General features: G+C 70.3%; 21 protein-coding genes and 4 pseudogenes. 13 read left to right on the top strand and 12 right to left on the bottom strand.

The window, feature by feature from the left end; genetic code table 11:
* The first annotated feature begins 140 nt into the window (after positions 1 to 140).
* Positions 141 to 809, top strand: a complete 669-nt coding sequence (locus G3I60_RS11140; protein ID WP_164293287.1) for a DUF4097 family beta strand repeat-containing protein — start codon at positions 141 to 143, stop codon at positions 807 to 809.
* Between the two features lie 137 nt (positions 810 to 946).
* Here the strand turns inward: G3I60_RS11140 and G3I60_RS11135 are convergent, their stop codons facing one another.
* Complete coding sequence (locus G3I60_RS11135) at positions 947 to 1,531, bottom strand: TerD family protein (RefSeq protein WP_138351997.1); 585 nt, start codon at positions 1,529 to 1,531, stop codon at positions 947 to 949.
* Between the two features lie 405 nt (positions 1,532 to 1,936).
* On the opposite strand from G3I60_RS11135, the gene G3I60_RS11130 reads away from it, so the two are divergent.
* The 3 genes from G3I60_RS11130 to G3I60_RS11120 all read left to right on the top strand — a co-directional run bounded on the left by G3I60_RS11130 (position 1,937) and on the right by G3I60_RS11120 (position 4,183).
* A complete protein-coding gene (locus G3I60_RS11130; RefSeq protein WP_164293174.1) occupies positions 1,937 to 3,172 on the top strand; it encodes a GNAT family N-acetyltransferase in 1,236 nt (411 codons plus the stop codon).
* 103 nt (positions 3,173 to 3,275) lie between these two features.
* Complete coding sequence (locus tag G3I60_RS11125; protein ID WP_164293173.1) at positions 3,276 to 3,659, top strand: VOC family protein; 384 nt, start codon at positions 3,276 to 3,278, stop codon at positions 3,657 to 3,659.
* 98 nt (positions 3,660 to 3,757) lie between these two features.
* Entirely contained in the window at positions 3,758 to 4,183 is a 426-nt protein-coding gene (locus G3I60_RS11120) for a DUF3592 domain-containing protein (protein ID WP_164293172.1), read from the top strand.
* Positions 4,184 to 4,208: 25 nt separating this feature from the next.
* Here the strand turns inward: G3I60_RS11120 and G3I60_RS11115 are convergent, their stop codons facing one another.
* Positions 4,209 to 4,547 (bottom strand): HEAT repeat domain-containing protein, encoded by a 339-nt coding sequence (locus tag G3I60_RS11115; protein ID WP_203672715.1) that lies wholly within the window; start codon positions 4,545 to 4,547, stop codon positions 4,209 to 4,211.
* A 263-nt stretch (positions 4,548 to 4,810) separates the two neighbouring features.
* On the opposite strand from G3I60_RS11115, the gene G3I60_RS11110 reads away from it, so the two are divergent.
* From G3I60_RS11110 to G3I60_RS11085, 6 genes are all read left to right on the top strand, one after another.
* Positions 4,811 to 6,037, top strand: coding sequence for a serine hydrolase (locus tag G3I60_RS11110; protein ID WP_164293171.1), 1,227 nt, complete (start codon positions 4,811 to 4,813; stop codon positions 6,035 to 6,037).
* Between the two features lie 332 nt (positions 6,038 to 6,369).
* Entirely contained in the window at positions 6,370 to 6,918 is a 549-nt protein-coding gene (locus G3I60_RS11105; RefSeq protein WP_164293170.1) for an FABP family protein, read from the top strand.
* 226 nt (positions 6,919 to 7,144) lie between these two features.
* Positions 7,145 to 8,365: an MFS transporter gene (locus tag G3I60_RS11100; protein ID WP_164293169.1), complete on the top strand. Its 1,221-nt coding sequence runs from the start codon at positions 7,145 to 7,147 to the stop codon at positions 8,363 to 8,365.
* A complete protein-coding gene (locus tag G3I60_RS11095; protein ID WP_164293168.1) occupies positions 8,362 to 9,525 on the top strand; it encodes an aminotransferase class V-fold PLP-dependent enzyme in 1,164 nt (387 codons plus the stop codon). The genes G3I60_RS11100 and G3I60_RS11095 overlap by 4 nt, the downstream gene beginning before the upstream one ends.
* A 303-nt stretch (positions 9,526 to 9,828) precedes the next feature.
* Positions 9,829 to 12,510, top strand: a complete 2,682-nt coding sequence (locus G3I60_RS11090) for a hypothetical protein (RefSeq protein WP_164293167.1) — start codon at positions 9,829 to 9,831, stop codon at positions 12,508 to 12,510.
* Positions 12,510 to 13,961 carry a leucyl aminopeptidase gene (locus G3I60_RS11085; protein WP_164293166.1) on the top strand — a complete coding sequence of 484 codons (1,452 nt, stop codon included), beginning with the start codon at positions 12,510 to 12,512 and terminating at the stop codon, positions 13,959 to 13,961. The genes G3I60_RS11090 and G3I60_RS11085 overlap by 1 nt, the downstream gene beginning before the upstream one ends.
* A 177-nt stretch (positions 13,962 to 14,138) precedes the next feature.
* Here G3I60_RS11085 and G3I60_RS11080 read toward each other — a convergent pair.
* From G3I60_RS11080 to G3I60_RS45310, 9 genes and pseudogenes are all read right to left on the bottom strand, one after another.
* Positions 14,139 to 14,377 (bottom strand): annotated as a pseudogene (locus G3I60_RS11080) (carbohydrate-binding protein); the annotation flags it as partial.
* Between the two features lie 3 nt (positions 14,378 to 14,380).
* Positions 14,381 to 14,767, bottom strand: coding sequence for a hypothetical protein (locus G3I60_RS11075; RefSeq protein WP_164607058.1), 387 nt, complete (start codon positions 14,765 to 14,767; stop codon positions 14,381 to 14,383).
* A gap of 118 nt (positions 14,768 to 14,885) precedes the next feature.
* Positions 14,886 to 15,329 (bottom strand): VOC family protein, encoded by a 444-nt coding sequence (locus G3I60_RS11070; RefSeq protein ID WP_164293164.1) that lies wholly within the window; start codon positions 15,327 to 15,329, stop codon positions 14,886 to 14,888.
* Positions 15,330 to 15,487: 158 nt separating this feature from the next.
* Positions 15,488 to 16,471: a phosphotransferase family protein gene (locus G3I60_RS11065; protein WP_164293163.1), complete on the bottom strand. Its 984-nt coding sequence runs from the start codon at positions 16,469 to 16,471 to the stop codon at positions 15,488 to 15,490.
* Positions 16,472 to 16,528: 57 nt separating this feature from the next.
* Complete coding sequence (locus G3I60_RS11060; RefSeq protein WP_164293162.1) at positions 16,529 to 17,383, bottom strand: class I SAM-dependent methyltransferase; 855 nt, start codon at positions 17,381 to 17,383, stop codon at positions 16,529 to 16,531.
* Positions 17,384 to 17,564: 181 nt separating this feature from the next.
* Complete coding sequence (locus tag G3I60_RS11055) at positions 17,565 to 18,560, bottom strand: hypothetical protein (protein ID WP_164293161.1); 996 nt, start codon at positions 18,558 to 18,560, stop codon at positions 17,565 to 17,567.
* Entirely contained in the window at positions 18,557 to 19,846 is a 1,290-nt protein-coding gene (locus G3I60_RS11050) for an MFS transporter (protein WP_164293160.1), read from the bottom strand. Before G3I60_RS11050 ends, G3I60_RS11055 begins: the two co-directional genes overlap by 4 nt.
* A gap of 87 nt (positions 19,847 to 19,933) precedes the next feature.
* Positions 19,934 to 20,632, bottom strand: a pseudogene (locus G3I60_RS45315) (chitosanase); the annotation flags it as partial.
* 135 nt (positions 20,633 to 20,767) lie between these two features.
* A pseudogene (locus tag G3I60_RS45310) lies at positions 20,768 to 22,021 on the bottom strand (alkaline phosphatase family protein); the annotation flags it as partial.
* A gap of 889 nt (positions 22,022 to 22,910) precedes the next feature.
* On the opposite strand from G3I60_RS45310, the gene G3I60_RS11040 reads away from it, so the two are divergent.
* On the top strand, positions 22,911 to 24,323 hold the full coding sequence (locus G3I60_RS11040) for a lamin tail domain-containing protein (protein ID WP_239069719.1): 1,413 nt from the start codon (positions 22,911 to 22,913) through the stop codon (positions 24,321 to 24,323).
* A 179-nt stretch (positions 24,324 to 24,502) separates the two neighbouring features.
* Here the strand turns inward: G3I60_RS11040 and G3I60_RS11035 are convergent.
* Positions 24,503 to 24,757 (bottom strand): annotated as a pseudogene (locus G3I60_RS11035) (dienelactone hydrolase family protein); the annotation flags it as partial.
* 109 nt (positions 24,758 to 24,866) lie between these two features.
* Between G3I60_RS11035 and G3I60_RS11030 the strand changes: the two are divergent.
* Positions 24,867 to 25,349 (top strand): MarR family winged helix-turn-helix transcriptional regulator, encoded by a 483-nt coding sequence (locus G3I60_RS11030; RefSeq protein ID WP_164293158.1) that lies wholly within the window; start codon positions 24,867 to 24,869, stop codon positions 25,347 to 25,349.
* Positions 25,350 to 25,471: 122 nt separating this feature from the next.
* The gene (locus G3I60_RS11025; protein WP_239069718.1) at positions 25,472 to 26,314 is read left to right on the top strand and encodes an alpha/beta fold hydrolase; all 843 of its coding nucleotides are present in this window, start codon (positions 25,472 to 25,474) and stop codon (positions 26,312 to 26,314) included.
* Positions 26,315 to 26,341: the final 27 nt, after the last annotated feature.

The following is a 26,341-nucleotide window of genomic DNA, read 5'->3' as shown; positions in this document are numbered from 1 at the left end:
ATTCAACTCCAGATCCATTGCAACGATTTATGGGCTACCACCTGCAATTACACTGTCCAGGCGCAACGATTCCGTTGTCAGATCTTTGAATGCAACGTAGCGTTTCCTTCATCAGAAACGACGAGTTGCAGGAGAACATGATGCAGAAGTTCAACACCCCGAACCCGATCTCCGCCGTCCTGAACATCCCCGCGGGACGCATCCGGTTCATCGCCGCTGACCGCGCCGACACCACGGTCGAGATCCTTCCCGCGGACACCACGAAGAGCCGCGACGTGAAAGCCGCGGAACAGACCACGATCGAATATGACGACGGCGTCCTGCGGATCGAGGCCTCACCGGCGCAGAACCGGATCGTCGGCAACAGCGGATCCATCGAGGTGACCGTCCAACTGCCCGCCGGCTCCCACATCGAGGCCAGGACCGCCAGCTCCGAGCTCCGGGGCGTCGGACGCCTCGGCGACGTCACCTTCGAGGGCGCGTACCGACAGATCAAGCTCGACGAGGCCGCGAACGTCAACCTCACCGCGATCGACGGCGACGTCGAGATCGGGCGGCTGGGCGGACCCGCGCAGATCAGCACCGCAAGGGGCGACATCCGCATCACCGAAGCCGTCCGCGGCACCGTCACACTGCACACCCAGGTCGGCGAGATCTCGGTCGGCGCCGCCCGCGGCGTCTCCGCCAGCCTCGACGCCGGCACCACCTACGGCCGCATCCACAACACGCTCAAGAACACCGAAGGCACCGCCGACCTGACCATCCACGCCACGACCGCCCACGGCAACATCACCGCCCACAGCCTGTAGCCCCAACGCGACCGCTCGCGGGCCGGCCAGGCAGCACTGGTGGGTGTTCACCAACGGCTGCGGGCGGACCGGCAGACCGTGCCCACGCCGGAGCCCCCGGCTCGCGTCCGCGAGCCGGGGGCCTGCCCGAATTTCTGCTACTTGCTCATGGCGAAGCGCATCAGGGCCTGCTCGTCGCCCTGCTTGATCTTCCCGGTCTCGTTGATCACCTGGAGCTTCCAGCCCGCACCGCTCCGGATCGCCTTGGCCACGGCGCACCCGTTGTCGTTGCTGAGCAGGCTCGGCCAGATGTCGGCGACCTGCTGGGTGCTGCCGCCCGTCGCGTCGTACACCTTGAAGCTGATGTTCCGCGCCTTCTGGAAAGCGCTGTGCTTCTTGTACGCGGCGGCAACGAACACGATGGAGGTGATGTTGGTCGGCACCCGGGCGAAGTCGACGGTCACCGTCTCGTCGTCGCCGTCCCCACGGCCGGTCTGATTGTCCCCACTGTGCACCAACGATCCGTTGCCCAACGGATCCAGGGAGTCCAGACCGGCCAGCCGCACCGGCTCCGTCCCCTGCATGGCGATGGCGATCAGGTCAAGGTCGGTGCCGGTCTTCTGACGGAGCTTCCCTATCAGTCCACCGCTGCTTCCGACGGTGGGATCCCAGGACGCTCCGATGGACAGGTGGGTCACCCCGTCCAGGTCCGCCGGGCCGTCTTCCTTCGTGAGCGTGATCATGCGTGATCCTCTTGATGATGAGACTGCGTACCAGCAGTGTGCCTGGTGCCCTCGCCGACCGGCTCACCAGGTCCAGGAAGAGCAGCGATCGCCGCGCCGTTTCAGGACCTCTGACGTGCGTCGTTTCCGCCCGGCCCGGGGTCACTTCGACGGCGAGCACGGGCCGCTGGTGACGTTCAGTGGCACCTTCGTAACGCATCACACGGACGGCGATCGACCGTGCCGCCGTCATCGCTCAGCAGCCCGTCCTGCGTGCAGCGGCGTCGCCATCGTCCCGGATCCGGCCAACTCAGCCATTGGACGCAACCCCAACCGTAATTCGCTTGACCCCGCCACAGGTCAACGCTGCACTGTGGCGGGGCACCACGAGTCGTGGTGCCGGTATCCCGAGGAGACAGCGGCAGCATGGAGATCCGTCCCACGACCGACCAGGACATCGACGTCTTCGTCGACACCCTCCATGCCGCGTTCGGGCGCTTCCCGGAAACCCCTACGGAGAACGGTGGCGGGGTCTGGTGGTCGGCGCTCGAAATGGACCGCAGCCTGCTCGCCATGACGGCGGACGGGCGGCCCGTCGGTACCGCTGGTGCGTACTCCTTCGAGCTCACTCTGCCCGGTGAGGTCCTCGTCCCGGCCGCCGGGGTGACCGCCGTCGGCGTCGTCCCCTCGCACCGACGCCAGGGCGTGCTCAGCGCGATGATGCGGCATCAGCTCAGCGAGCTGCGGGCCCGAGGGGAGTTCCTCTCCGTGCTTCTGGCCTCCGAGGCCCTGATCTACCGCAGGTTCGGCTACGGTCCGGCGACCTACACGCAGCGGCTGACGGTGCCGCGCCACCAGGCCGGGCTCGCCCTCCCCCGGGCGCAGCGAACGGCCGACGCCACCGCGACCGGCTCGGACATCGGCGCGATCGAGCTGCTGCGGCGTGCCGAGTGCGGCGAGATCCTCGAAGAGGTCTACGACCGGTACCGTCGCGCACAGCCCGGCGCCCTGTCCCGGCCGCACCGCTGGTGGGCCTCGGGCGCGGGACAGCCCCCGATCTCTCCGGCGCCGCGCTACGTCGCAGTCCACCGGGACGCCGACGGCATTCCGGACGGGTACGCCAGTTACTCACTCGACAAGCCCGACACCCTGACGGTCGACGAGACCATCGCGACCGACGATGCCGTCTCCACGGCCCTGGCCCGGTTCGTGCTCGGGCACGACCTGGTCCATCAGGTCGTGTTCAAGCACTTCCCGCCGGAGCACCCGCTGCGCTGGCAGTTTGCGGACTTCCGCGCCGGCGAGGTGAGCGGCGACACCGACTGGCTCTGGGTGCGGCTGCTGGACATCCCGCGTGCGCTGACCGCGCGCGGCTGGTTCACGGACGGCGAGCTCGTCCTCGACGTCGACGACCCGTTCCTCGGCGAGCACGGCCGCTACCTGCTGACCGTCCGGGACGGCAAGGCCGAGTGCGTCACGACGGACCGGGAGCCCGACCTGTCGCTGGACGTGAGCGACCTGGGCTCGGTCTACCTCGGCGGCACCACCCCGAGCACGCTCGTGCGTGCCGGACACATCCGCGCCCACCACCCGGGCGCGGCCACCCTCGCCGACGCCCTCTTCCGCTCCGAACGGTCCCCGCACTGCCTGCACTGGTTCTGACCGCGCGCTCGCCAACCTGCACAGGACGCGATCGGGTAGCAGCGTCGTCCTCCGGCGCGCGGCCGACGACTGACTCCCGGGTTGCCTCCGTACACTGACACGCATGGCATGCCGCATCAGTGAACTGGTCATCGACTGCGCCGACCCCGAGCGGCTCGCCGCTTTCTGGAGCCAGGTCCTCGGCTACGTCGAACTCGGCCGGGAGGACGACGGAAGCATCGAGATCGGGCCGCCCGACGCCGGCTTCGGCGGCCCGCAGCCCACCCTCGTCCTCAGCCCCAGCAGCGACCCGCGGGCCGGCAAGCTCCCCCTGCACATCGACGTCAACGCCACCGACCGCGACCAGGACGCCGAGTTGGAGCGGCTGCTCGCCCTCGGCGCCAGACACGCCGACGTCGGCCAGACCGGCACCGAGAGCTGGCACTGCCTGGCCGACCCAGAAGGCAACGAATTCTGCCTCCTGCGCACCCAACTCCAGCCACTCTGACCACCTGGGCCTGGCGCCGAGCCGGTCGCGGGTGACCGGCAAGTTGCCGCAGCCGCCCCACCCGCAACCAGCATCCCGACAAAGGCGTCGCACCACCCATGGAACGTGAATGGCTCTTCTCGCTCATCCCGCTGACGATCGGCGCGGTCTTCCTCAGCTTCGGCGTGTACGGACTCCGCCGCTCCAGCGCGCTCCGTCGCACAGGTGTCATCGCAGAGGGGCGAATCGTCCGCCACGATGTCAGGCGCGACAACGAAGGCGCCACGTTCCACCACCCGGTCGCAGCCTGGACGACCCGGGACGGCCGCGAGTATGAGTACGCATCCAGGTTCGGCCGCGGCAGCGTTGGGGGCGACTTCGGAGTCGGGAACTTTGTCACGGTCCAATACGACCCGGAAGATCCCCGTCGGTTTGCGATCAAGGGCTGGGACGTAGCGACGGTCGACCGGCTGTTCACCGTGCTGGGGTCGGCTTTGGCAGCAGGCACGTTGGTCGCGTTGCTTGTCCGCGTACTCATTCTCTGACCGCAGCCGACCCGACGTCGAGAACCTAGGTGATCATGCCGTTGACTCGGGCTTTCCAGAGCAAGGTCCGGGCCTCGGGGGTGTCGAGCTCGGTCAGGCCGGCGGCCGCCCGGAGTCGTAGGGACTCGTCAGGGCTGTTGAGCTGGGCGCCGAGAGTCGGCAGAGCGGCGGGAGATCGGGCTGCCCCGATGAGCTCGAGCAGCCAGCAGCGCAATCCGTGATCGTCCTGCTCCTGTTCGAACTCCTCGATGAGCTCGTCGACATGCTCTGCGGCGTGCGGTAGGAGTTGGTGGAACCCGTCCTCACGACGTTGCGGATCGCGAGTTCGCATCAACCGCATCGCCTCACGGAACCTGTGCGTCACACCCGTCAGGCTATGACCACGATCGGGGCTGTGACACCGAAATGCGTACATCGTTTCGGTGAGCTGTCCGCCCGCGGAGCAGCTACTGCGCACGCTCGCACCCCGATGGATCGACGCGTCTCAGCCCACTCCATCCGCCACCTTGGAAGCTGCGAACGATCACCACGTCCCCCGACCGTCGATGCGGGCCCGATGGGTGATGTTCGTGCGGGTCGGGTGGCCGCTGAGCCGGTCTCCGGGCACTCCAAGCCGATACTGCGCCCATGAGACCAGCCCGCCCGATTACGCTGCTGCGCCTCGCCGCAGCCACCGCCCTCCTTGCCCTCTGCGCCCCGGTCACGACCGCCAGCGGTGCGGCGAGCGATCGCGATCACCGCCACCGGCCCTGCGTCAGTTCTCCGCTGCCCGGCCGCGGCCCGGCACGGGACATCCTGCGGATCGCCGAGCAGGCCAAGGCCGAGATGGATCTCAAGTCCGTGATCCTGCGGGTCACTGTCGACGGTCGCGAGGTCATCACCACCGCGCTCGGCGAGTCGATGACAGGGGTCCCGGCCGAGCCCGCCATGCACTTCCGGAACGGCAACGTGGCGATCAGCTACATGGGCACGGCGCTCCTGCGGCTGGTCGACGAAGGCAGGGTCGCCCTCGACGATCCCGTCGCGCGCTGGCTGCCCGACCTTCCGCACGGCCACCAGATCACGCTGCGCATGCTCGGCGCCTCCACCTCCGGTCTCATCGACTACGTCACCTCCCCCGGTTTCTCCGACGCCGTCTATGCGGACCCGTTCCGCCAGTGGACGGCCAAGGAGCTGGTGGCCATCTCGACCAGTAAGCCGCTGTGGTACGAGCCGGGTACCAACTGGAGCTACTCGCACGCCAACTTCGTCCTCCTCGGTGCCGCCCTGGAGAAGATCACCGGGACCCCGCTCGACGTCCTGCTCCAACAGCAGGTCATGGGCCCGCTCGGGCTGAGCGAGACCCGCAACAGCTTCACGCCCGACATTCCGACGCCCGTCCTGCATGCCTTCACCTCCGACCGCGGAAAGTACGAGGAGTCCAGCTTCTGGAACCCCTCATGGACCACTGCCCCCGGCGCGGTACAGACCACGGACATCTGCGACCTGGCCCGCACGGCCGCAGGCATCGGCTCGGGCGAGTTGCTCTCCCCCGCCACCTACCAGGAAATGCTCAACCCGGGGACGGTGGGCCTGGGCCATCCGACCAAGACCTGCCCGGCAACGGTCTGCATCGCGAACACCGAGGCCACCCACTACGGCATGGGTCTGCTCGTCCTGAACGACTGGGTCTCTCAGCACCCGCTGTTCTTCGGCTACACCGCCGCCCAGGCATACCTCCCCGCTGAGCATCTGGCCATCGCCGTCTCAACCACCAACGGCACCAAAACCCCCGACGGCCACACCGCCCAGACGATCACCCAGCGAATCGCCGCCGCCCTGGTCCCGGACCACCCGATTCCCGACTTCGGCTGAGCCGCACCTCATGGCCTCCGTCACCGCATGAAGTAGTGGCCGATGCAGCGACAGCAGCTGCCGCTCCATAAGAAGACGATCCGGCCGGTCGACCCTTCGAACCGCTCATCCACTTTCCCGACTCGAGTGAGCCTCCCACCCCTGACCGGGCGGGAGGCTCACTCGCGGTTGGCGATCCTGTGACGGTCCGGAGGCCTGCGCTGATCAAAAAGCGGCAACATGCGCCAGGGCGGCGTGTGGTGCCCCACGTAGCGGGCCCGCCTTGATCCGCAGGACATACTCTGGGCCCGTGCCGGCCGGTGCCGGCCTCGACCCAGCCAGGAAGGCACGCCATGTTCGACCCCGCCCGGAAGTACCCGTTTCCCGATGCCTTGGGACCGGACGAAGCGCCGGCGCCACACGCACTGCTCGCCCCGGTGAGCGGGCTACTGGGGACCTGGGCCGGCCGGGGCCGCGGCGGGTATCCCACGATCGGCGAGGAGTTCGAGTACGCGCAGGAGGTCACCTTCAGCCATGACGGGCGGCCCTTCCTCCACTACGAGTCGCGTGCCTGGCTGCTCGACGCGGACGGCGCCCCGCTGCGTCCGTCAGCCCGGGAGAGCGGGTGGTGGCGCATCCAGCCCGAGGGGCGCGTCGAGGCGCTGATCACCCAGCCCACCGGCATCGCGGAGATCTCGGTCGGCAGCGCGGCCGCAGGTGTGATCGACCTCGCCAGCGATCAGGTGGCCCTCGCCCCCACCGCCAAGAAGGTCACCGCCACCCGCCGTCGCTACACCCTGGTCGACGAGGACACCCTCGACTTCGTCCACGACCTCGCGGCGGTCGGCCAACCGCTCCAGCACCACCTCGCGGCCCGGCTCCGTCGCGAGCGCGCCGAGTAGCCCCGAGACCGCCAGCGATCCCGCAGCACCGCCGCCGCTCTCGCGGCCTTGCTGCACCTGTGACGGCCCGTCATCAACGCAGCGCTGCACGGCAATTCGCGCGTTCGCGGCGCGGTACCGGCCCGACGAGGGGCTGGTGCTTTCGGCGATCGGCCTGCGCCCCGGGGCGGGATCGGCCAGGATACTCACGGGTTCGACGGCGCCGACGAACCGGGGGGTGGGGGCGATGACTGCTGCACGGCCAGGCCTGGCCGTGTTCCTCGCCGCGAAGGCGGCGTCGGACACCGGGTACGCGCTGGACTTCGTCTGTCTGTCGGTGTTCGTCTGGGAGCGGACCGGCTCCGCGCTGGCCACCGGGTTGGTCAGCGTCGCGCTCTACGCCGGGGCGATCCTCGGCGGGCAGGCGGGCAACCGCTACGGGCGCGCCTGGAACCGGCGCGGGGTGATGATCGGCGCGGACGCCGTCCGGATGGCGGTCCTGGTGCTGCTCGCCGTGCTGCCGGCCGGGGCGCAGTTGGCGTGGCTGTACCCGGTGGTGTTCTTCCTGGGGGTCGGCCGCTCGGTCTTCGAGGCCACGTTGTCGGCGGCGACGCCGGTGCTGGCCGGCGATCGGGTGCAAACCGTCAACAGCGTGCTGGCCGGGCTCAAGGGGATCGCGTTCGTGGTGGGGATGGGCGCGGCCACGGTCGTCGTGCCGGTCCTCGGCTTCCGGGGCGTGTTCGCGCTCGACGCGGGCACGTATGCGCTGTCCGGGGTCGTGCTCATCGCGTTGCGGCTGCCGCTGCGGGAGGCGGCCGCCGTGCCGGTGCCGGCCGGCGCCGGGGCGGCGGGCCGGGATGTTGGTCGGCCGACGTGGCCGCTGTTGGTGCTGACCGGGGTGGCGTCGCTGGTGGTGCTGCGCGGGTTCGACGCGTTCGGCAGCGCCTCGCAGCAGGTGGGCCTGCCCATTCTGGGCAGCCGGTTGCGGCCGGACGAGCCGGCGCTGTTCGCCGGCACGATGTGGAGCGTCTGGGCGATCGGGCTGTTCGTGGCCGGGTTCCTGCTGCGGCCGATGGCCACCCAGATCGTGGCGCGGGCTCCCGCGCTGGTGTTCTGCCTGTCGACCATCGTGATGTCGCTCGGGTTCATCGGGGTGTTCTGGCTGCCGGGTTGGTGGCTGCGGCTGCTGGCGGCGCTGGTCGCCGGGGTGGGCGACGCGTTCAGCGAGATCACCTTCAAACAGGCCCTGCAGCAGCTGCCGGACGAGGAGCGAGGGCAGGCGTTCGGGTTCTGCCAGATCGTCGTCAACGGCGGTCTGATGGCGGGGCTGGCGGTGACGAGCGTGGTCCTGACCCCCGACCTGGCGGCCCGCTGGGTGCTGCTGCTGCACGGCCTGCCGATCGTGCTGGCCGGCTGGCTCGTGCTGACTTCCCGGCGGTCGCGCCGGGTTCAGGAGCAGCCCACATGACCGCCGCCGACGGGCGTGACCAGGCGCCGCGCGCCTACCTCGACCACGCCGGGCTCGGCCGGGTCCGCGCTCCGGCCGCCGACGCGATGCGCAGCGCCCTGGACGAGGTCTATCCGCACGGCAGCGCCCGGATGGGGCGGATCTTCCCGGCCCGGGCCGCGGCCCGGGCGACCGCGGCCGCTCTGTTGGAGTGCTCCCCGGACGAGGTGGCTCTGGTGCCCAACACCTCCACCGGCCTGCATCTGGTGGCCGATGGGCTGCGCTGGGCGCCCGGCGACGAGGTCGTGGTCTTCGACCGGGACTTCCCGGCCAATGTGCACCCTTGGCGGGCCCTGGAGGAGCGCTGGGGAGTGCGGTTGCGGTGGGTGGCGATGCGCCACGGCGGCTATGAGCCGGACGACATCGCCGCCGCGATCGGGCCGTCGACCCGGCTGATCGCGGCCAGCCACGTGAACTTCGCGACCGGTTTCCGGCTCGACCTCGACCTGCTGTGTGCTCTGGCCGCCCCGGTGGGCGCGCTGGTCTGTGTGGACGCGGTGCAGGGGCTGGGCGCGCTGCCGCTGTCGACGGCCCGTACCCCGGTGGATTTCGTCGCCGCCGGGGCGCACAAGTGGCTGGGCGGCCCGCCGGGCACCGGCCTGTTCTACTGCCGGGCCGGGCGGCTGCCACTGTTGCGCTCGGTTCCCGCGGGCTGGTTCGGCTACGACGGGGCCAACGACATGCTCAGCAAGGGCCCCGGTCACTTCCGGTACGACCTGCCGCTGCGGTCCGGCGCCGGCCGCGTGGAGGGGGGCATGTACGACGTGCTGGGCATGGTGGGGCTGTCGGCCGCACTGGACGAACTGGCGGCGGTGGGCGCCCGAGCGGTGGCGGAGCGGATCGAGTCGCTGACGGGGCGGTTGCGCGAGGGGCTGGCCGCAGGGGGCTATCGGGTCGAGTCCCCGGCGGGCGCGGGCGCGTGGTCGGGCATCGTCAGCTTCACCGATCCGCGAAGGGACGGTGGGCGGTTGGTTCAGGAGCTGGTGGCGCGCGGCATCCATGTGTCGTACCCGGACGGCATGATCCGGGTCTCGCCGCACTACTGGACGGACGGGGCCGAGGTCGAGCTGTTGCTCGACGCCTTGGCCGGACCCATGGCGGGCTCGGATGCCCGCCCCTGAAGGGGCAATCGGCGTGGCAGCAACTGCCCAATGTCTTGCGGCCGTTGGCTGGCCGTGCGACAAAGGACGCGTACCCGCACAGACATGTGCGGGTCTTGCTGCGACGGAGGGGATTCCCGATGGAAAAGGAATACGAGAGCTGGGAGCAGCTCGAGGACGAGGTCGAGATCACGACCGGTGCCGCTGACTGCTGGACCTGTCTGATCGACAGCGGCGCCTGACCGTCGCCCCGCACACCACGCTCCCCGCGGTCGCGCCCTGTGCGCGGCCGCGGGGAGACCTTTTCTCACCCGGGAGCTGCGGATGGAACGGTGGCGGTTCAGCCACGGCGTGGTCGGTGTCAACGCCCCCAGCTGGTTGACGTTCGAGGTGCACCGGCCGTATCTCGATGGCGCCGATTCGCCGTTGGCCGAGATCCAGGCCCGCGCCCCGCTGCTGGCCGCCCGCCGGTTCGACCAGCGCGCAGCGACCGCCCTGCGGTTCGGGATGAACATGCCCACCAGCTACCGCCGGCTGCTGATCGAGGAGTCGCGGCTGCGCGAATACCGGGCCGTGGTCCCCACCGACCTCCCGGCGCACTTGGCTTCGGCGTCCTGGACCCGGCTGACGCGGGCGTACATCCGCCGCGCGGAGCTCGACCCCGTCGACCGGGCCACGTTGGCCCAGTGGCTGGTGGCGGTGTGCCTGCCGGCGGCGGTGCTGGAGGTCGTGCCGGACGATCTGGACCGGTTGCGCTGCCGCGACGAGGTCGAGGCCACCGCGCAGGCCGCACGGGCCGCCGCGCTGTTCCAGGCCGAGGGGCTGTCCGCGCGCACCGCCGCGGCCTTTCAGGTTCTGGTCGAGGACCCGCCGGACACCTTGTGCCACGCCCAGGCCGCCGGTTCCTGGGGCTACCTGCTGGCCCGGCACGCCGGCGACGACGCGGCAGCACCCGATCTGGCCCGCCAGGCCCGGGAGCTGCTGGCGCGAGCGGCCGGCGGGCGCACCGCGTTCGAGTGCGCGATCGCGGCGGTCCGGCTGGACCTGCGCGAGGTCATGCGCGCCGAGCGCGAGGAGGACTTCGACGGCGCCGCGACGCTGCTGGCCGCGGCGGCCGCTTCGCTGGAGCCGCTCACCCCGGCCGGCCCGGATGACGAGTTGCTCCTGCTGGAGGCACGGCGGCGGCTGATCGACCGCCGGCTGGAGATCGCGGTGCGCCGCCGCGAGGACGCCGCAGGCGAGCAGCAAGCGCTGGCCGAAGGCATCGCCCTGGACCCCTACTCGGTCAAGATCCGGATGCAGGCCGCGCAGGCGCAGCAGCGGCTGGGCCGGCCCGATCGGGCACTGGCCGGCTATCTGCACGCCGCCCGGCTCGGTCCGCTCGGCACCGGTTTCGCGCTGGTGGCAGCCGCCGAGTGCGCCCGGCAGGCCGGCCACGAGGAGTTCGCGTTGCTGCTCGCGGAGCGGGCCTTTCGGGCCGCGCCGCGCTCAGCCAGGACCAAACAGCTGCTCGTCGACGGCTACGCCCGGGTCGGCGAGGAGGCGCTGGCGAAGGTGGCGCGCCGGGCCGGCCGCCGCACGTGCCGGCCGCCCGGGTACGAGAACAACTGGCACTACCAGATGTACGCGTCCTACTTCAATCTGGGCCGGTCCCGGTCACCGAACCTGTACGCCGAACTGCCCACGCTCGCCTACCGGCACGCAGCGGCGGGCACCGCTCCGGAGATCACCTACCAGCGCCTGATGCCACCGGCCTTCCGCGGCAACCTGGTGCGCGAGTCCGGGCTCGCGGAGTTCGCCGTCGCGCATCCGGCGGAGCTGCCCCAGCACCTGCGCACCCCCGCCTGGGAGCACCTGTGCGAGTGGGTCGACGGCTTCGAGAAGGCGGACCCGGACCGGCAGCTGCTCACCTCCGCGCTGCTGTTCCGGCTCGGCTTCGGCCGGCTGGTGCTCGACCTCATCCCGCAGCGCCCCGCCGCTGAACTGTCCGGTCCGGCCGAGTTACGGCTGCACCACTGGCGCGACCTGGTGCGCTATGTGGGTTCGGTCGGCGGCGGCCGGCAGCAGGTGGCAGCCCCCACCACCTCCTTCGACGTCGCCCGGCACCCCGACTGCCCACGGCGGCTGCGGTTCGTGATCGCGGTGTTCGCCGTGGTCTTCCACGCTCGGGAGACGAAGTCGCTGGACGAGGCGCTGGCCTGGCGGGCCATAGCCGAGCAGGCGCTGACCGAACTGCTCGCCGACCCCGACTGCACACCGCTGGACCGGCTGATGCTGGAGAGCAGGTTCTACCGCAGCGTCACCTACGTACCGTTCCTGCAGCGCGACGAGGCGCGGTTGACCGCCGAGATGGATCGGGCCGAGGAACTGGCCAGGGCGATCACGTCGGCCACCCCGTACGAGGAGTTCCTGCGGCGGGAGAACCTGCGCGCCTGTTTGGAGAGCCGCTCCAAGGAGGCGCTGGGGTTCGGCCGCGAAGACCTCGCCCACCGGCGGATCACGGAAGTGATCGCCCTCGACCCGTACGAGCCCAAGAGCCATATCGAGCTCGCCGAGTCCCTGGTGCGCCAGGGCCTGCACCGGGAGGCCGCCGACGCCTACCTGCGGGCCGCCCGGCTCGGGCCCACCTCGACCGCGATGAGCTACGGCCTGGCCGGCGAATGCCTGGCCAAGGCCGGACTGCCGGAACTGGCCGAGGACTGCTTCATCCAGTCCCTGCGCATCGACCCGTACGCCGTCTCGTCCGCCCGCGGTTGGGCCAGAACCGGCCGCGATGACGGCATGGGGGCGCTGGGCCGGGAGTACCGCGACGGTCTGGAGGCGTGGGCCGCGACGCGACGCGCGGCCAGGACCGAGGCCCGCAAGGGGATGACGGCGGGCGGGGGTACCGCGGCGCACGCGGTGTCGGCGGACGCGGGCGCCGCTGCGCACCAGGTAACGGCGGTAGGCGGCACGGGATCGGCGGGCGCGGGATCGGCGGACGCGGGCCAGGGGAACCGGTCCTGATGCGCTGGTCGCTCGCGGAGAAGTCCCGGCCCGGCACCGACGCGGTGGTCGTGCCCGCTTTCACGGACCGGCCGGGGCAGGTGCCCTCCGCCGGGTTCGTGGCGGCCTGCGGCTTCACCGGGCGGCCCGGTGAAGTGCTCCGGCTTCCCGGAGAGGCGGGCGGTCCGGCGCAGGTGCTGCTCGGCTTCGGGGCTGGCGCCACCCTGGACGACGACACGGTCCGGTCCGCTGTCGCCGAACTGGCCCGGGCGGTAAGCGGGTTCGGACGGCTGGGCCTACCGCTGCCCGCGCCCGGCGGACGGGCGCCCGGCCCGTCGGCAGTGCGCGCCGCCGTCGAGGGATTCCTGCTCGGCGGCTACCGCTTCACCCGCCACAAGTCCGCCGCCGCGAGCGGCTCGTGCGGGCCCGACCACGTCGACCTGCTCCTGCCGGGCGGCGGCGGGGCGGCCGAGCGCACCGCACTGGACGAGGGCCAGCGGCTGGCCGCCGCCACCCTGCTGGCCCGGGACCTGGTCAACGAGCCCGGCCAGGACCTGACGCCCGCACTGTTCGCCGAGCAGGCGGCGAAGGTCGCGGCCGACAGCGGGCTGCGATGCGAGGTGTGGGACGAGGAGCGCATCGCCGCCGAACGCCTTGGCGGCCTGCTCGCGGTCGGCCGCGGCTCGCTGCGCCCGCCCCGCCTGGTCCGGCTGACCTACCGGCCGGACCGGCCGGTGGGCCGCTACGCGCTGATCGGCAAGGGCGTCACCTTCGACGCTGGCGGACTGTCCCTCAAGCCCAGCGCCGAGATGCTCACCATGAAGGCCGACATGGCGGGAGCCGCGGCCGTGCTCGGCGCGATGTCGGTACTGACCGGGCTGGGGTGCGGCACGCAGGTCGACGCCTGGCTGCCCCTGACGGAGAACATGCCCAACGGCGACCCGGTACGCATCGGCGATGTGCTGCGGATGCGCGGCGGCCGCACGGTCGAGGTGCGCAACGCCGACGCCGAGGGACGGCTCATCCTGGCCGATGCCCTGACCCTGGCCGGCGAGTGCGCGCCGGACGCGATGATCGACGTGGCCACCTTGACGGACGCCGCCCCCATCGCCCTGGGCCGGAAGATCGCCGCTGTGATGGGCACCGACGACGTCCTGGTGGACCGCATCCGACAGGCCGCCGGGCGGGCCGGCGAGCCGGTCTGGCCGCTGCCGCTGTCCGACCGCTACCGCTGGCAGTTGGAGTCACCGGTCGCCGACCTGGTCAACTACACCATCGGCAACCGGCACGGCACCGCGCTGCTGGCCGGCCTGTTCCTGCGGGAGTTCGTCCCTGCCGGCGTCCCCTGGGCCCACCTGGACATCCAGGGCACCGCGTTGTGCGACGCCGAGGACGGCGAGTGGGTGCACGGCGCCACCGGCTTCGGCGTGCGCACCCTGGCCGCGCTGGTCCGCGAACCTCCGGCGACCTGACGCCCACGTTCCGGCACCACCGTGGGCAGCACCGGCCGGACGGGCGGCGCGCCGTCGTCACCGGTCCTCTGATCCGTCGCTCCGGCACGGTACCCGCCGCGCCCGGTAGCAGTTCCGCACGGCGTGCGGGGCCTCTCCGAGCGGCGGGGAGCAGAACGGAGAGGCCCTCAATCCTCCTCAGTGACCGAAGTCGAACAGTTGGCATTGACGTAGTCGGCCGGCTGGCCGCTGGTGAAGGTGAGATACACGTTGTGCGTGCCCGTCACGGCGGAGATGTTCGCCGGCACCGTCTTCCAGGCCTGCCAGCCAACGGAGTTGGCGACCGAGAAGCTGCTGATCGGTGCGGCGGTCTGGCTGTCGAGCCGGACTTCGACCAGGCCGCTGACGCCGCCGGCCGCGCAGCTGGCGACCCGCGCCCGTCAGTCGACGGGCCCCCTCTGCCGGGGTATCCGCGCGGGAATGCCGTACGAGATGAACAAGTCGATGACCGTCGTCGCCCGTTCCCGCGCAGCATTCGCGTCGAGGCCGTCGCTGTCGGGATGGAAGCGCCAGATACCGGGAGCCGGGACGCTGACGGCCCCGGTGGCCGCGATCGTGGCCAACGCCGTGAGCACCATGCCGTCCGTCAGGTTCGTGTGCCGAGCCACCCACTCCCGGTCGGGGATGGGAAACTCCCCCTCCACCAGACCCGCGGGCCGCGGCCCGCTCATGATCCACTCACAGAGCGCCTCATGTACCCGGTCCACGTTCGCCAGCACGATGTCCAAGAGCTGCTCGCGTTCACGGCCGATTCCGAACGGACTCACGCAGATCCCCCCTCCGGGTCCGCGGGCGCGGGCCTCCACCAGTTGCAATGCGGTGGCCCACCCCTTCCGTTGCACCCCGCGCGACTTCAGCCCGAAATGGCTGCCGGAGCCTCCCCCGTCACCCGCTCGCGGGCGGCTGCGTCACCGTCTTCCCGCCCCACTCCTCCGGCGCCACATCGGCCAGCGTCTGCGAGAACGTCCATTGATGCCCCGCCGGGTCCTCCGCCGCGTACTGCCGCTCCCCGTACTCGAAGTCCGTCGGCTCCATGACGATCCGCGCCCCCGCCGCGCGAGCCCGCTCGCAATGCGCCCGGACGTCCTCCACCCGCACCATCACCGCGTGCGTCACTTCTCCCGCCCGCGGCGGCCGGCGATCCTGGCGCACGTCGCCGACGATCACGGCTCCCTCCCCGAAGGCCAGCTGCGCCCGGTGGTCCTCACCGATACGGACACGCTCCACGAACCCGAAAGCCGCACCGAGCCACCCGACGGCCGCACGGACATCTGGATAGATCAGGACGGGGACCACCGTGGCCGCGGGAATGGAACGGTTGGCCTTCATACCCGGCTCCAGACGTTCAACTGGCCTCGCTCGAACCGCCACACTAAACGCACGCAGGTGCCGCCACCGCTCACCCTCGCCGCGTCAGGGGGCGTCGATTTCACGGACACCGCACGTGGAAGGCCGGCCCCCTTCGGGCGCCGCACGGTGGGAGACGATCAGCCGAAGCGGCGGAAGAGCTCCTCAAGGTAGTCCTCCAGCCTGCTGGCGAGCAGGTCCGGAGTCAGGTCATCGCGTCCCACTTCCCGCCAGGGCACCGCGACCTTCTCGGCGTCCGGCGCGAAGGCGAGCGCATCCAGGACGCGCCAGTACAGGTGAGCTGCCGGGTCCTCGTCCAGCGTGCCTCCGGATGCCAGATACCGATCGGCCAGCCGCATTCCCTCCTGGGCGCCGTGCAGGAGAGCCAGGGCCGTGGAACAGTGCGCCACGTCCAGATCGGCAGGGCCCCAGGACGTCTCCACCCAGTCGACGACGCCGGTGATCTCCAAACGGGCGCCCTGCCCGGTGAAGAGCACGTTGCCGGGGTGGAAATCCCGGTGCAGGAAGCAGGGCCGGTAGTCAGGGGGATCGCGCCGGATGACGTCCACAGCGCGCTGCCACAACTCCAGCCGCTCGGTGGATTCGGGCAGCCGCACCCGATCGGGCGACGTCCAGGCCTGGTACACGCGCGGCCGGGACGCGACCGGGAGCCGTACCTGGTGAATGGCGACGAGTTGGCGGGCCAGGAGCTCGGTCCGCAGCCCCGCTTCCTCTTTCCCCAACCGCACACTGCCGGGCAGCAGCGACATCAGCAACGACGGGTGGTCGCAGTACGCCGCCGTCGCATCAACCCCGTGGAATGCCGCCACCGGCACATCGGTATCGCTGAGCAGGCGCAGGATGTCCGCTTCGCGAGTGAGCAACCCCTCGGCGTGCTGCACGAAGAACGGCTTCACGAACGACCTCAGCACCAGCCACTGCGGCTCTCCCGTTCCGCTGATGCGCACCCGCCGCATTTCCGAAGTCCATCCACCACGCAACCGCTCGGCGGCGTCGACGCGGCACCCCGCGCCGACACGCTCCTCCACCCAGGCCCGCGTGGCGGACCATCCCTGGTCATCAACATCCGCCCCGGCAAAGGCCTCACCCTCATTCGCAATCATGCGAACAACCTATCGATCACCGCAGGCGCGGTCCCCGTCGACTCGATGTGGGGCTCGTCATGCCATGGGGCGTTCCGCGGTGACCGTGAAGTAGTCAAGGGTGCCTTCGTGGAAGGCATGCAGGAAGTTGCGCGGCCAGGTGCCCGGCTCCCAGGTTCGCGCCAGCCAGCGGTCCCAACCGGGCCACACCGACGCCCCGATCGAGGTGACACGCACCTCGGCCAGGCCGGCCCCTTCAAGGCTGCCGACCAGCAACGGGATGGTGTGCGCGACATCCAGACCGTTCGCGAACGTTTCGAGCAACTCAGCCAGCCGACCGGCGCCGGCGGGATCGGCGCCGGGGACGAAGAAGCTGGCGACGACGACGCGGCCACCGGGCCTCAGCACGCGTGCGGTCTCTCGGGCGAACGCGCCGAGGTCGCGGAAGTGCTGGGCGGCTTCGACGCTGTACAGGCAATCGAACTCGCCATCACCGAACGGCATCTCCTCGGCCGCGCCCTGTGCGAAGCGCAGCTGCTCGGGGTCACGGGCCAGCAGATCGGCGTTGACCCGCCCGGCGCGCTCGAGCTGCTGTGGATGGATGTCCATACCGGTGACATGCGCCAAGCCGCACTCCTCGAGCGCCACCCCAGCACCGACCCCCAGCCCACAGCCGACCTCCAGAGCCCGTAGTCCCTCCGTGGGCGCCAAGGTACTGAGCACATGGCGGTACAGGGCCTGCTGACTGCTGATCCGGTCGTGTTCGGTCAGCGGCCGGTCCAGGTCGATGCCCTGCCAGTAACCGAAATTGATGAACCCTCCGCCGAACAGCGACAGCGAACTGAGATCGGCCGGACCGTACGTCTCCTGGACCGCGGGCGGGATCGAGGGCTGCGTCGCCCCGGAACGCTGCGTCATCTGCGCCACCTCCATGCTGAAGAGCACCCCGCCCCTCGGCGGACCGCACCCTCAGGTATCGGCGCATTCCGGTCATGGCACAACCCCCGTGGCGGGTGATGTTGCCATCCTCGCCGATCGGCAACGCAGCGGGCCGCCTCCTGATGGGGCCGTCGCAGGGGCAGCCTTGGGCTCCCGCAAGTCCACCGGGAATGCGTCACCGCTGTGGGGTCACCGCGGCCGGGGAGTTGGCGTCGTGGATGAGGAGACGGGGGGCGCCGCTGCCGTCGGCGGGGGCGGACCAGACGTCCCAGCCGCCTCCGTGGCGGGGCAGTCCGTACATCACGGTGTGGTCGTCGAGCCAGGCGGCCTGGTCGTCGACGCTGTGCTCCTCCGCCAGCGGGGTCTCCTTCATGGTGGCCAGGTCCAGGACGTAGAGGCGCCAGGGCCTGTTGGCGCTGGCGTTGACCCGCTTCTTGAACACGATGCGGGTGTTGTCGGGCGACAGGGAGGGGCATTCGACGTTGGTGCGCAGGGTGTGGGCGGTCCACTTCCGGAGGTCGCCCTGGATCAGGTAGGTGCGGCCCGAGGTGCGTGCCGTGGCGTAGAAGGTGTTGTCGTCGGAGGCGAAGGTGACGCCCCAGTAGTTCAGGTCCGCGGCGTGGTACGGCTTTCCGTCGAGGGTCAGCGGGATCTGCTCGATGCTGTTGACCAGGTGTCCGGTCCTGGTGTCGAGGATCGAGGTACGGGTCGAGAAGTCGTCCCGGAGGTAGGAGTCGCCCTGGACGAAGGTCGTCCAGGAGAGCATGGCTCCGCTGGCCGAGACCCGGGCCCGGTTGGGGAAACCCTCGGTCTTGACCTGCCGTACCTGGTGCAGGTCGCGGTCGAGCACCGTGACGTGGGTGGAGGGGACCGGGCCCTTGCGCTGCATGCAGATGCCGGTGCCGTGGGCGGCGTAGAGCCGGTCGCACAGCACGGTGCCGGTGGTCCGTGCCGCGTCGGGGCGGTCGCGGGGTACCGAGGCGATCCGGCCGAACGAGGCGCCCGGCGAGGTGTCGCGGAAGAGGATCTGCCCGGACATGTCCAGCCGTACGATCCCGCTCGCACCGCCGGCGGCGCTGTCGGCACGCGACCGGAGCACGTACCCGGTGACGGTGGTGGCCGCGACCAGGGCCGTCACCAACAGGATCAGAAGCCGGTTCCTGGCACTCATGCCGTGCTCTCCTCACGCAGGGGAAGGGTCATCAGGGCCGCGGCGATCGCGACGGCCAGGACGGTGAGGGCCACCGCGAGTGCGGTGTGCAGGCCCCACGCCGACCAGGCGGCGCCGAACAGCACCGAGGACGCCAGCGTGGCCAGTGACTGGCCGGTCTGGATCAGCGACATCCCTGCGGCCCGCAGGTGTTCGGGCACCATCGGACCGATGGCCGCCATGAGCACCCCGTCGGTGGCCGCGTAGAACAACCCGTGCAGCACCAGTGTGGTGATCACCAGCACGGGGCCGCCCACCGGGCCGAACAGCGCCAGGTAGGCGAGGAGCAGTGCCCCGTAGCCGGCGACGAACACGCGCAAACGCCCCAGCCGGTCGGCGAGTTGCCCGAGTGGCATCGCCATCAGCAGGTAGACGCCGGTGGTGCCCAGGGGCAGCAATGGGAAGTACTCGGCGGAGATGTCCAGGCGTTGCTGGATGAGGAGGTAGACGAACGAGTCGCTGAGCGTCACCGCGCCGAGCAGCAGCACGCCGATGCCCACCCGGCGGAATCCGGGCCGGAGCAGCAGGCCGAGCACGTCGCGTACGGTCGCCCGCTCGTGCTCTTCCAGCGGCTGTCGCCGGTCGCGGACGAACAGTGCCAGGATCACGCACGCGAACGCGGCGATGCAGAAGCTGGCCACGAACACCGTGTCGTACCGGCCTGGCGTCGCCAGCAGCAGTGCGAAGGCCGCCAGCGGTCCGAGGAAGGCGCCGGTGGTGTCCAGCGCCCGGTGCGCGCCGAAGGAGCGGCCCAGTGTCTCCGGGGTGCTGCTCAGCGAGATCAGCGCGTCGCGGGGGCCGGTGCGCAGGCCCTTGCCCGTACGGTCGGCCGCGATGACCGCGCCGAGCGCCGGTACGGAGGAGCCGGCCACGAGCAGGCCCAGCTTGCACAGTGCCGACAGCGCATACCCGCTGCCCGCCACCAGCTTGCGGCGCTGCCAGCGGTCCGCGGCGTGACCTCCGGCGACGCGGACCAGGGCGGTCACCCCGAAGTACATGCCGTTGAGCGCACCGAACTGCAGGGGGCTGAGACCGAGGGTGAAGATGACGTACATCGGCAGTACCGCGGTGATCATCTCGGAGGAGATGTCCGTGACCAGGCTGACCGATCCGAGCGCGAGCACATTGGAGTCCACGCCGGCCCACGCCCGGCGCCGGCCGGAGGTGACAGGGGCGGCAGGGACAACAGGAGCGGCAGGAGCCTCGGAGGATGGAGGACGCGCGGCCCGGCTCGTCGAGATGTACATGACTGTCCTCTCTTGCAGGAGCCTTCACGGGGCGGGGGGCCGCCGGCCGGACCGTTCCGGCCGGCGGGCCCGTGAGCAGGAGATGGATCAGTCGTTGATCGTGTACGGGTCGCCGTAGACCTTCCACTGCAGCGGCGGATTCAGGTTGAGGTTGCCGTTGTTGAGGAAGACCCGCTGTTCGGTGTCGACCCGGCTGGTGTCGCTGTGCGCCTCCTCGGTCTTCATCGCCGCCGCGCGGGCGTCGAGGAAGGCATTCAGGTAGGTGGTCTCGTTGCCGCCCTGGGCCGGGGTCTTGGCCTTCTTCATGGCGGTCTTGCGGATCCCGCCGAAGCTGGTCGCGTCGTCGCCGGGGCCGTGCATCACGATGGCGTCGTAGTAGGCGAACTGGCCGAGTGCGTGCAGGCCGTCGGTCATGGCCTGGCTGACGGCCGGGTTGAAGTACACCCGGTCGCGTTCGTCGTTCTGCGCCCGCTGGAACACGGTGTCCTTGGCCGCGGTGTGCCAGGCGGCCTCGAAGTTCGGGTCGAGTCCGGTGTGCGAGGCGCTGCCGTTGACCTTCTCCAGCGCGGGGAGGTACGCGGCCAGGACGTTCCCGGGCTTGAGGTCGGTGTAGTGCCGGACCAGGTCGAGCATGTCCCCGGTGCCGGAGCAGAAGCCGACGATCCCGGCGGTGTAGCCGCGGCCGTCACCGATGTCCTCGATGTACGTGTACTGCGACTTCCAGTCCAGCGAGGAGTTCTCCGCGCTGGAGACGAGCTCCATCGCGATTTCCTTCTTGTGCGGGTCCGTCAGATCGGCGCTCGACCCCCCGGGCGGGGTGGTGGGAGGTGTGGTCGGCGGCGTGGTGGGAGGAGTCGTGGGCGGTGTCGTCGGGGGCGTGGTGGTGCTCCCGGCGCCGTACACCTCGAACTCGTACAGCGAGTAGCCGTAGGCGGTGCCGCGCTGGCTGGCGGACATCCGCACGTAGCGGCCGTGACCGCTGATGGCCAGGTCGTCGGTGCCACCGTTGCCGGTGGTCGTGGAGTAGGCCGTCGTCCAGGTGCTGCCGTCCGTCGAGGTCTGGATCTTGTACGACTTCCCGTACGCCGATTCCCAGGTCAACTTGACGCGGCTGAGCGCGGTGTCGGCGCCGAGGTCCACCGATATCCACTGCGCGTCGGAGCCCTCCTTGCTGGCCCATCGCGTGGTGGCGCTGCCGTCCACGGCCTTGGCGCCGGAGTACGACGTGCTCTCGGTGGACGAGGTGCTGGTCGGCTTCCCCCGAGCCAGGTTCACCGACCCGGAGGGCGGTGTGGTGGGCGGGGTGGTGGGAGGAGTCGTGGGCGGGGTGGTGGGCGGCGTGCCCGTCACGTCCCAGATGTCGGTGATCGGCTTCGCCGTTGCCGCGCTGCCCAGGGCGGGCAGCCCGTACATGTCCTCCAGCGTGCGCAGGATCGAGTAGTGGTTGTACTTGGTGCTGGAGGTGACGCCCTTCTTGACGTTCGCACCGACGACCATGGTGGCGATCTTGTTGTCGGAGTCGTCGCCGTCGTCCTCGTCCCAGGTCAGGATGAGTGCGCTGTTGTGCGTCTTGGCCCACTGGACGTAGCCGTCGAAGTTCTTCTTCAGCCAGGCGTCGCCCTGCTTGACGGTGCCGTCGTGCATGTCGTTGTCGAGGTTCGGCGTCACGAACGACACGTCGGGGAGCTTGCTGTAGTCCGTGGGGAAACGGCTGTAGCGCAGGTTCGAGGTCGCCGGGACGTTGGTGAAGTTGACCCAGCCGTTGTGCTTGCGGGCGTAGCCGTTGCTTCCGTCGTCGCCGCAGTCCTTCGATCCGTCGGCCGGCAGGTCCTCGGAGTAGCCGACGAAGGAGTGCCCGCTCGTCAGGAGCTGGTTGCCGAGGTTGTCCGACGTGTAGTCGTGCGGACAGTCGTCGTCGTTGACGCCGTGCGTGGAACCCGAGAAGAGCGCGATGTAGTTGCCCTGGCTGGGGTGCGTCGTGCCGTGCATGTTGGAGAACGACGCGCCCTGAGCGGCAAGGGAGTTGATGTACGGGGCGTTGGAGCTGCCGACGACGTCCTCGTAGAACTTGTTCTCCTCCGTCACGACCACGACGTGGTCGAACTGGGGGATCCCGTTGGCGGTCACAGCCGCCGGGGACGCCGTGGCGCCCTTCGTGCCGGCGGAGGACGCCATGGCCGTCGCGGTCAGACCGAGCAGGCCCACAGCCACACTCATGCCGGCGGCGATGAGGGCGCGCCGCGACCGCTCGCCGCGCCGCGCGTGTGCCCCGTGCCCCCCGGGTGGGGGTTCGGTGCGCCGGGAGCGCAGGGGAGGGTAGGGAGGCGTCATGCTGATCTCCTTGAACAGGCGGAAGTGCTGTCGGTGCGATGGACCGACCTGAGCAGCGCCTGGGCGACATCCGGCAGGGCGGCGAGCCGGCACGCGCGGCATGGTGAACGCGTGCGGGACAGACGGCACTGCGGCAACAGGCATGGCGGGATACGACCGCGACGGCCGGGTCAGCTGCATGTCCACGCATGCAGGTGAGCGCGTCAAGTTCGGAACGTCCGCGCCGAGCCGCTGACCGGATTCTTACGCGGCTCGACGATGCCCTGTCAAGCGGTCCGGTTCGACTTGGCGCAGCCTCTTGACGAGGTATCGCAAGCGCTGATAATTCTTCCGGATAGGAAAGTTAACTAACAGATGTCTCCCGAGGGGAACCACGGAACACGGCGAGGTCAGGGCACGCGGCGACCGTGACCCCGGCCGCGCACACCCCCCGGAGCGACCGAAAACCGGCATGCCCGACCGCGGTGGCGAGGTGCTCCAGCCCGCAGCATCGGCGCCTCCCCTGGGCAGGCCGAGTTCGCCGTGGAACAGGTCATGTTCGCCGTGGGGCGGGCCGTGTTCGCCGTGTTCACCGAAGCCGATCCGGCGGCCGGGGACCGGAAGCAAGCCCGTTCCATAACTCACCCGCACCGTTCGCAGCCCGCTCAGCCCCTGGACGCCGGCATGCCCGAAGCTTCGCCGGGAGCGCGAGCGCGCTTCCCCCTGCCCGACTCCTGAAAAGAGACCGGCCACCTTGCGTACACACTGGCACACACAAGCCCGCAACACCGCCGCCGCCCTGACCGTCCTCGGGCTCGCCCTTGGCCTGTCCGGCGCGCCGGCCTCGGCGCAAGCCCAGTCCACGGTCCGCATCAACGAGGTCGAGTCCAACGGCGGCAGCCCCGGCGACTGGATCGAACTCGTCAACACCGGCACCGCCGCGGTCGACGTGTCCAAGTGGATCGTCAAGGACAACGACAACTCCCACTCCTACAAGATCCCCTCCGGCACATCGCTGGCCCCGCATGCTTACCTGGCGCTGAACGTCGAGTCGTCGTTCGGCCTGGGCAGCTCGGATGCGGCACGGCTGTTCAAGGCGGACGGCTCCACCGTGGTGGACTCCTACACCTGGACCTCCCACGCCACCACCACCTACGGACGCTGTCCGGACGGCACCGGCGCGTTCACCACCACCACCGCCCCGACCAAGGGCGCGGCGAACGCCTGCGGCGGGGGCGGACAGCCGTCCGACACCGTGTGGCCGGGCGGCGCGGGGGTCACCATCGCCGACACCTCGAACGCCTTCGGGGAGAACCTCAGCGGTCTGTCCTTCGAAAGCCCCGGTGTGCTGTGGGCGGTGAACAACGGCCCGGGCAAGCTCTACCGACTGGTCCCCAACGGCACGACGTGGCGTCCCGACACGGCCGGCGGCTGGTCCTCGGGCAAAGCCCTGCACTACGCGGGCGGCAGCGGTGACCCCGACGCCGAGGGCGTGGTCGTCACCCCCGACGGAATCTTCGTCGCCACCGAACGCGACGGCAGCCACGATTCCACCAGCCTGCCGAAGATCCTGCGCTTCGACGCCTCCTCCACCGCGTCCTCACTGAACGCGACCGCCGAGTGGAACCTCACTTCTGACCTGCCCTCCCTGCCGGCCAACTCCGGCCCCGAGGGCATCTCCTGGATCCCGGACACCTTCCTGACCGCGTACGGCTTCCACGACGAACACGCTGGCGCCACCTACAACCCGGCCGCCTACCCCGGCCACGGCAGCGGCCTGTTCTTCGCCGGCGTCGAGGACAACGGCACCGTCTACGCCTACGCCCTGAACCTGTCAGGCGGCGGTTACACCCGCATCGCCACCTTCGCCAGCGGCTTCCCGAGCGTGATGGACCTGGAGTTCGAGCCCGCCACCGGACACCTGTGGGCGGCCTGCGACGACACGTGCCAGGGCCGTACCTCGACCCTCGACATCAACGCCCAGGGCAAGTTCGCCGTCACCCACACCTACAACCGCCCCACGGGAATGGCCAACTACAACAACGAGGGCTTCGCCATCGCCCCCCAGACGACCTGCACCGCCGGCCACAAGCCGGTCCTCTGGTCCGACGACAGCAACGACGGCGGCCACGCACTGCGCGCCGGCACCCTGAACTGCACCCCCTGACACCCACCGGACGGGACGGGGCGGCCGTCAACCGCCCCGCCCCGGTGCCGGAGGTGCCGGAGGTGCCGGAGCTCCGACGGAGGCCGTGGTCCACAAGGACCACGGCCTTCGTGATGTCCCCCAAGACGCTGCTCCCCCATCTGCTGTCGGCGGATTGGCATCGGCGGTGCGAACGCGGGGGGGCGGATCTCGTGTCCGATGTGCGTGGGGAGTTCCATCACCGGTGCCGGGCCATGCCGGTAGTAGAGGTTGGGGGCGAGCACGTAGTACCCGTGCCGGGCCGGTTCGCGGGCCCTCTCCTCCAGCTCGGGCCGCACGCCGAAGACGTCCGTGTACAACAGCACCCCTGGGTGCCGCTCGCCATGGTCGGGGAAGGCGGCGAAAGCGTCGGCCTGGCCGTCCGGGGTGGGAATCCGCAGTGTTCTGGTGGGCAAAATCTTCCGTCCTTGGAGTTCACCCAGACAACGTTTGTTGCACTAACGTTTGTGGCGCGAATGAACGTATATCGCTAGTCGAACTAACGCAACGGGTAGGATGGGCGCCATGAGCAACGCCGAAACAGCCGACATGCCCGACGACGGCGCGCCCAAGACGCCCGACAGGCTGCGTCGACGGGCGAGCCGACTGTTGTCGCAGCTGTCCACGCGGTCGGACCGGCTGATGACCGAGGGACTGGCCCAGGCCGACGCCCGCAAGTGGCACTACGCCGCGCTCGCTTCACTGCAGGAGTACGGGCCGGCCAGCCAAGCGGCGCTGAGCAGGCGCACCGGCATCTTCAGCAGCGACATGGTCGGCGTGCTCAACGAACTGGTCGCGCGTGACCTCGTCGAGCGGGGGCCGGACCCCGACGACCGGCGCCGCAACATCATCACGATCTCCGCCCAGGGCCGCCTTCACCTGCTGCGCCTCGACAAGGTCCTGGACGGCCTCCACGACGAACTGCTCGCGCCGCTGAGTCCGGCCGAACGCGACCAGTTCGTGGAGCTTCTCAACCGCTTGCTGGACCACCACACCCGGAGCTCCTGACCCCGAGGGGCCTCCGACGCCCCTCCCCGCACACCGGCCGGACGAGCGCGGCATGCGGACGTCAGCTCCGCGACGACATTTGTACAAGACGGGTGGTCCGCGGCCCATGCATCATCCGTTGCATGAGTCAGGACGACGTTGAGTACAACGCGCACGGAATGCATGTGGTCCACAACGGCCCGCGGCACGCGCCGCCGCTGTTGCTCATCCACGGATCAGGCGCCTCGGGCGCCTCGTGGAGTCCCTTGGTCCCGGCACTGGCTGGCCACCATCACGTCATCCGGGTCGACCTCCCCGGGTGCGGCCAGTCCCCGCCCGCATCGTCATACGACGTGCCCGTGCAGGCGAGCCGGGTTGCGGCGCTGCTCGACGATTCCGGTCTTCGTCGCGTCAATGTGGTCGGGCACTCCAGCGGCGGCTACGTCGCCACCGCGCTCGCGGAGCAGCGCCCCGATCTGGTGGGGTCGCTCGCGCTGATCAGCACCGGCCCGAGCATCGATGCGTTCCTTCCGCAGCCGCTCATCCTGCGGGTCATGTTGACCCCGCCCTTCGGGCCGTTCGTGTGGTCGCGGCGTTCGGACGCGATGATCCGCAAAGGGATCAGCGCGACGCTCGCCCGCCCGGTCGACATCCCGGACGCTGTGGTCGCCGACCTACAAGGCACCACGTACCGAGCGTTCAGGACGGTGCTTCGCCGGAACCTCGCGTACATCACCGAACGGAACGTACCCGAGCGTCTGACCACCCTCGATGTCCCCGTGCTGGCGGTCTTCGGCGCCGCCGATCCCCGCTGGGAGCCGTCCTCGGCCCATCAGTACGACGCGGTGCCGACCGCGCGGGTCGAGCTGCTGCCGGGCGTCGGCCACATACCCATGTGGGAGGCGCCCGAGACGACCGGCCGACTGCTGCTGGGCTTCGCTGCGGAGGGCGCCGACACCCCCTCCGCGATCCCCTCAAAGGATTAGGCTGGTTGCGTGTTATCGACCGGGGTT

The organism is Streptomyces sp. SID13666, from assembly GCF_010548325.1.
Lineage (GTDB): Bacteria > Actinomycetota > Actinomycetes > Streptomycetales > Streptomycetaceae > Actinacidiphila > Actinacidiphila fildesensis.
This window is presented reverse-complemented; position numbering and strand designations above follow the sequence as displayed.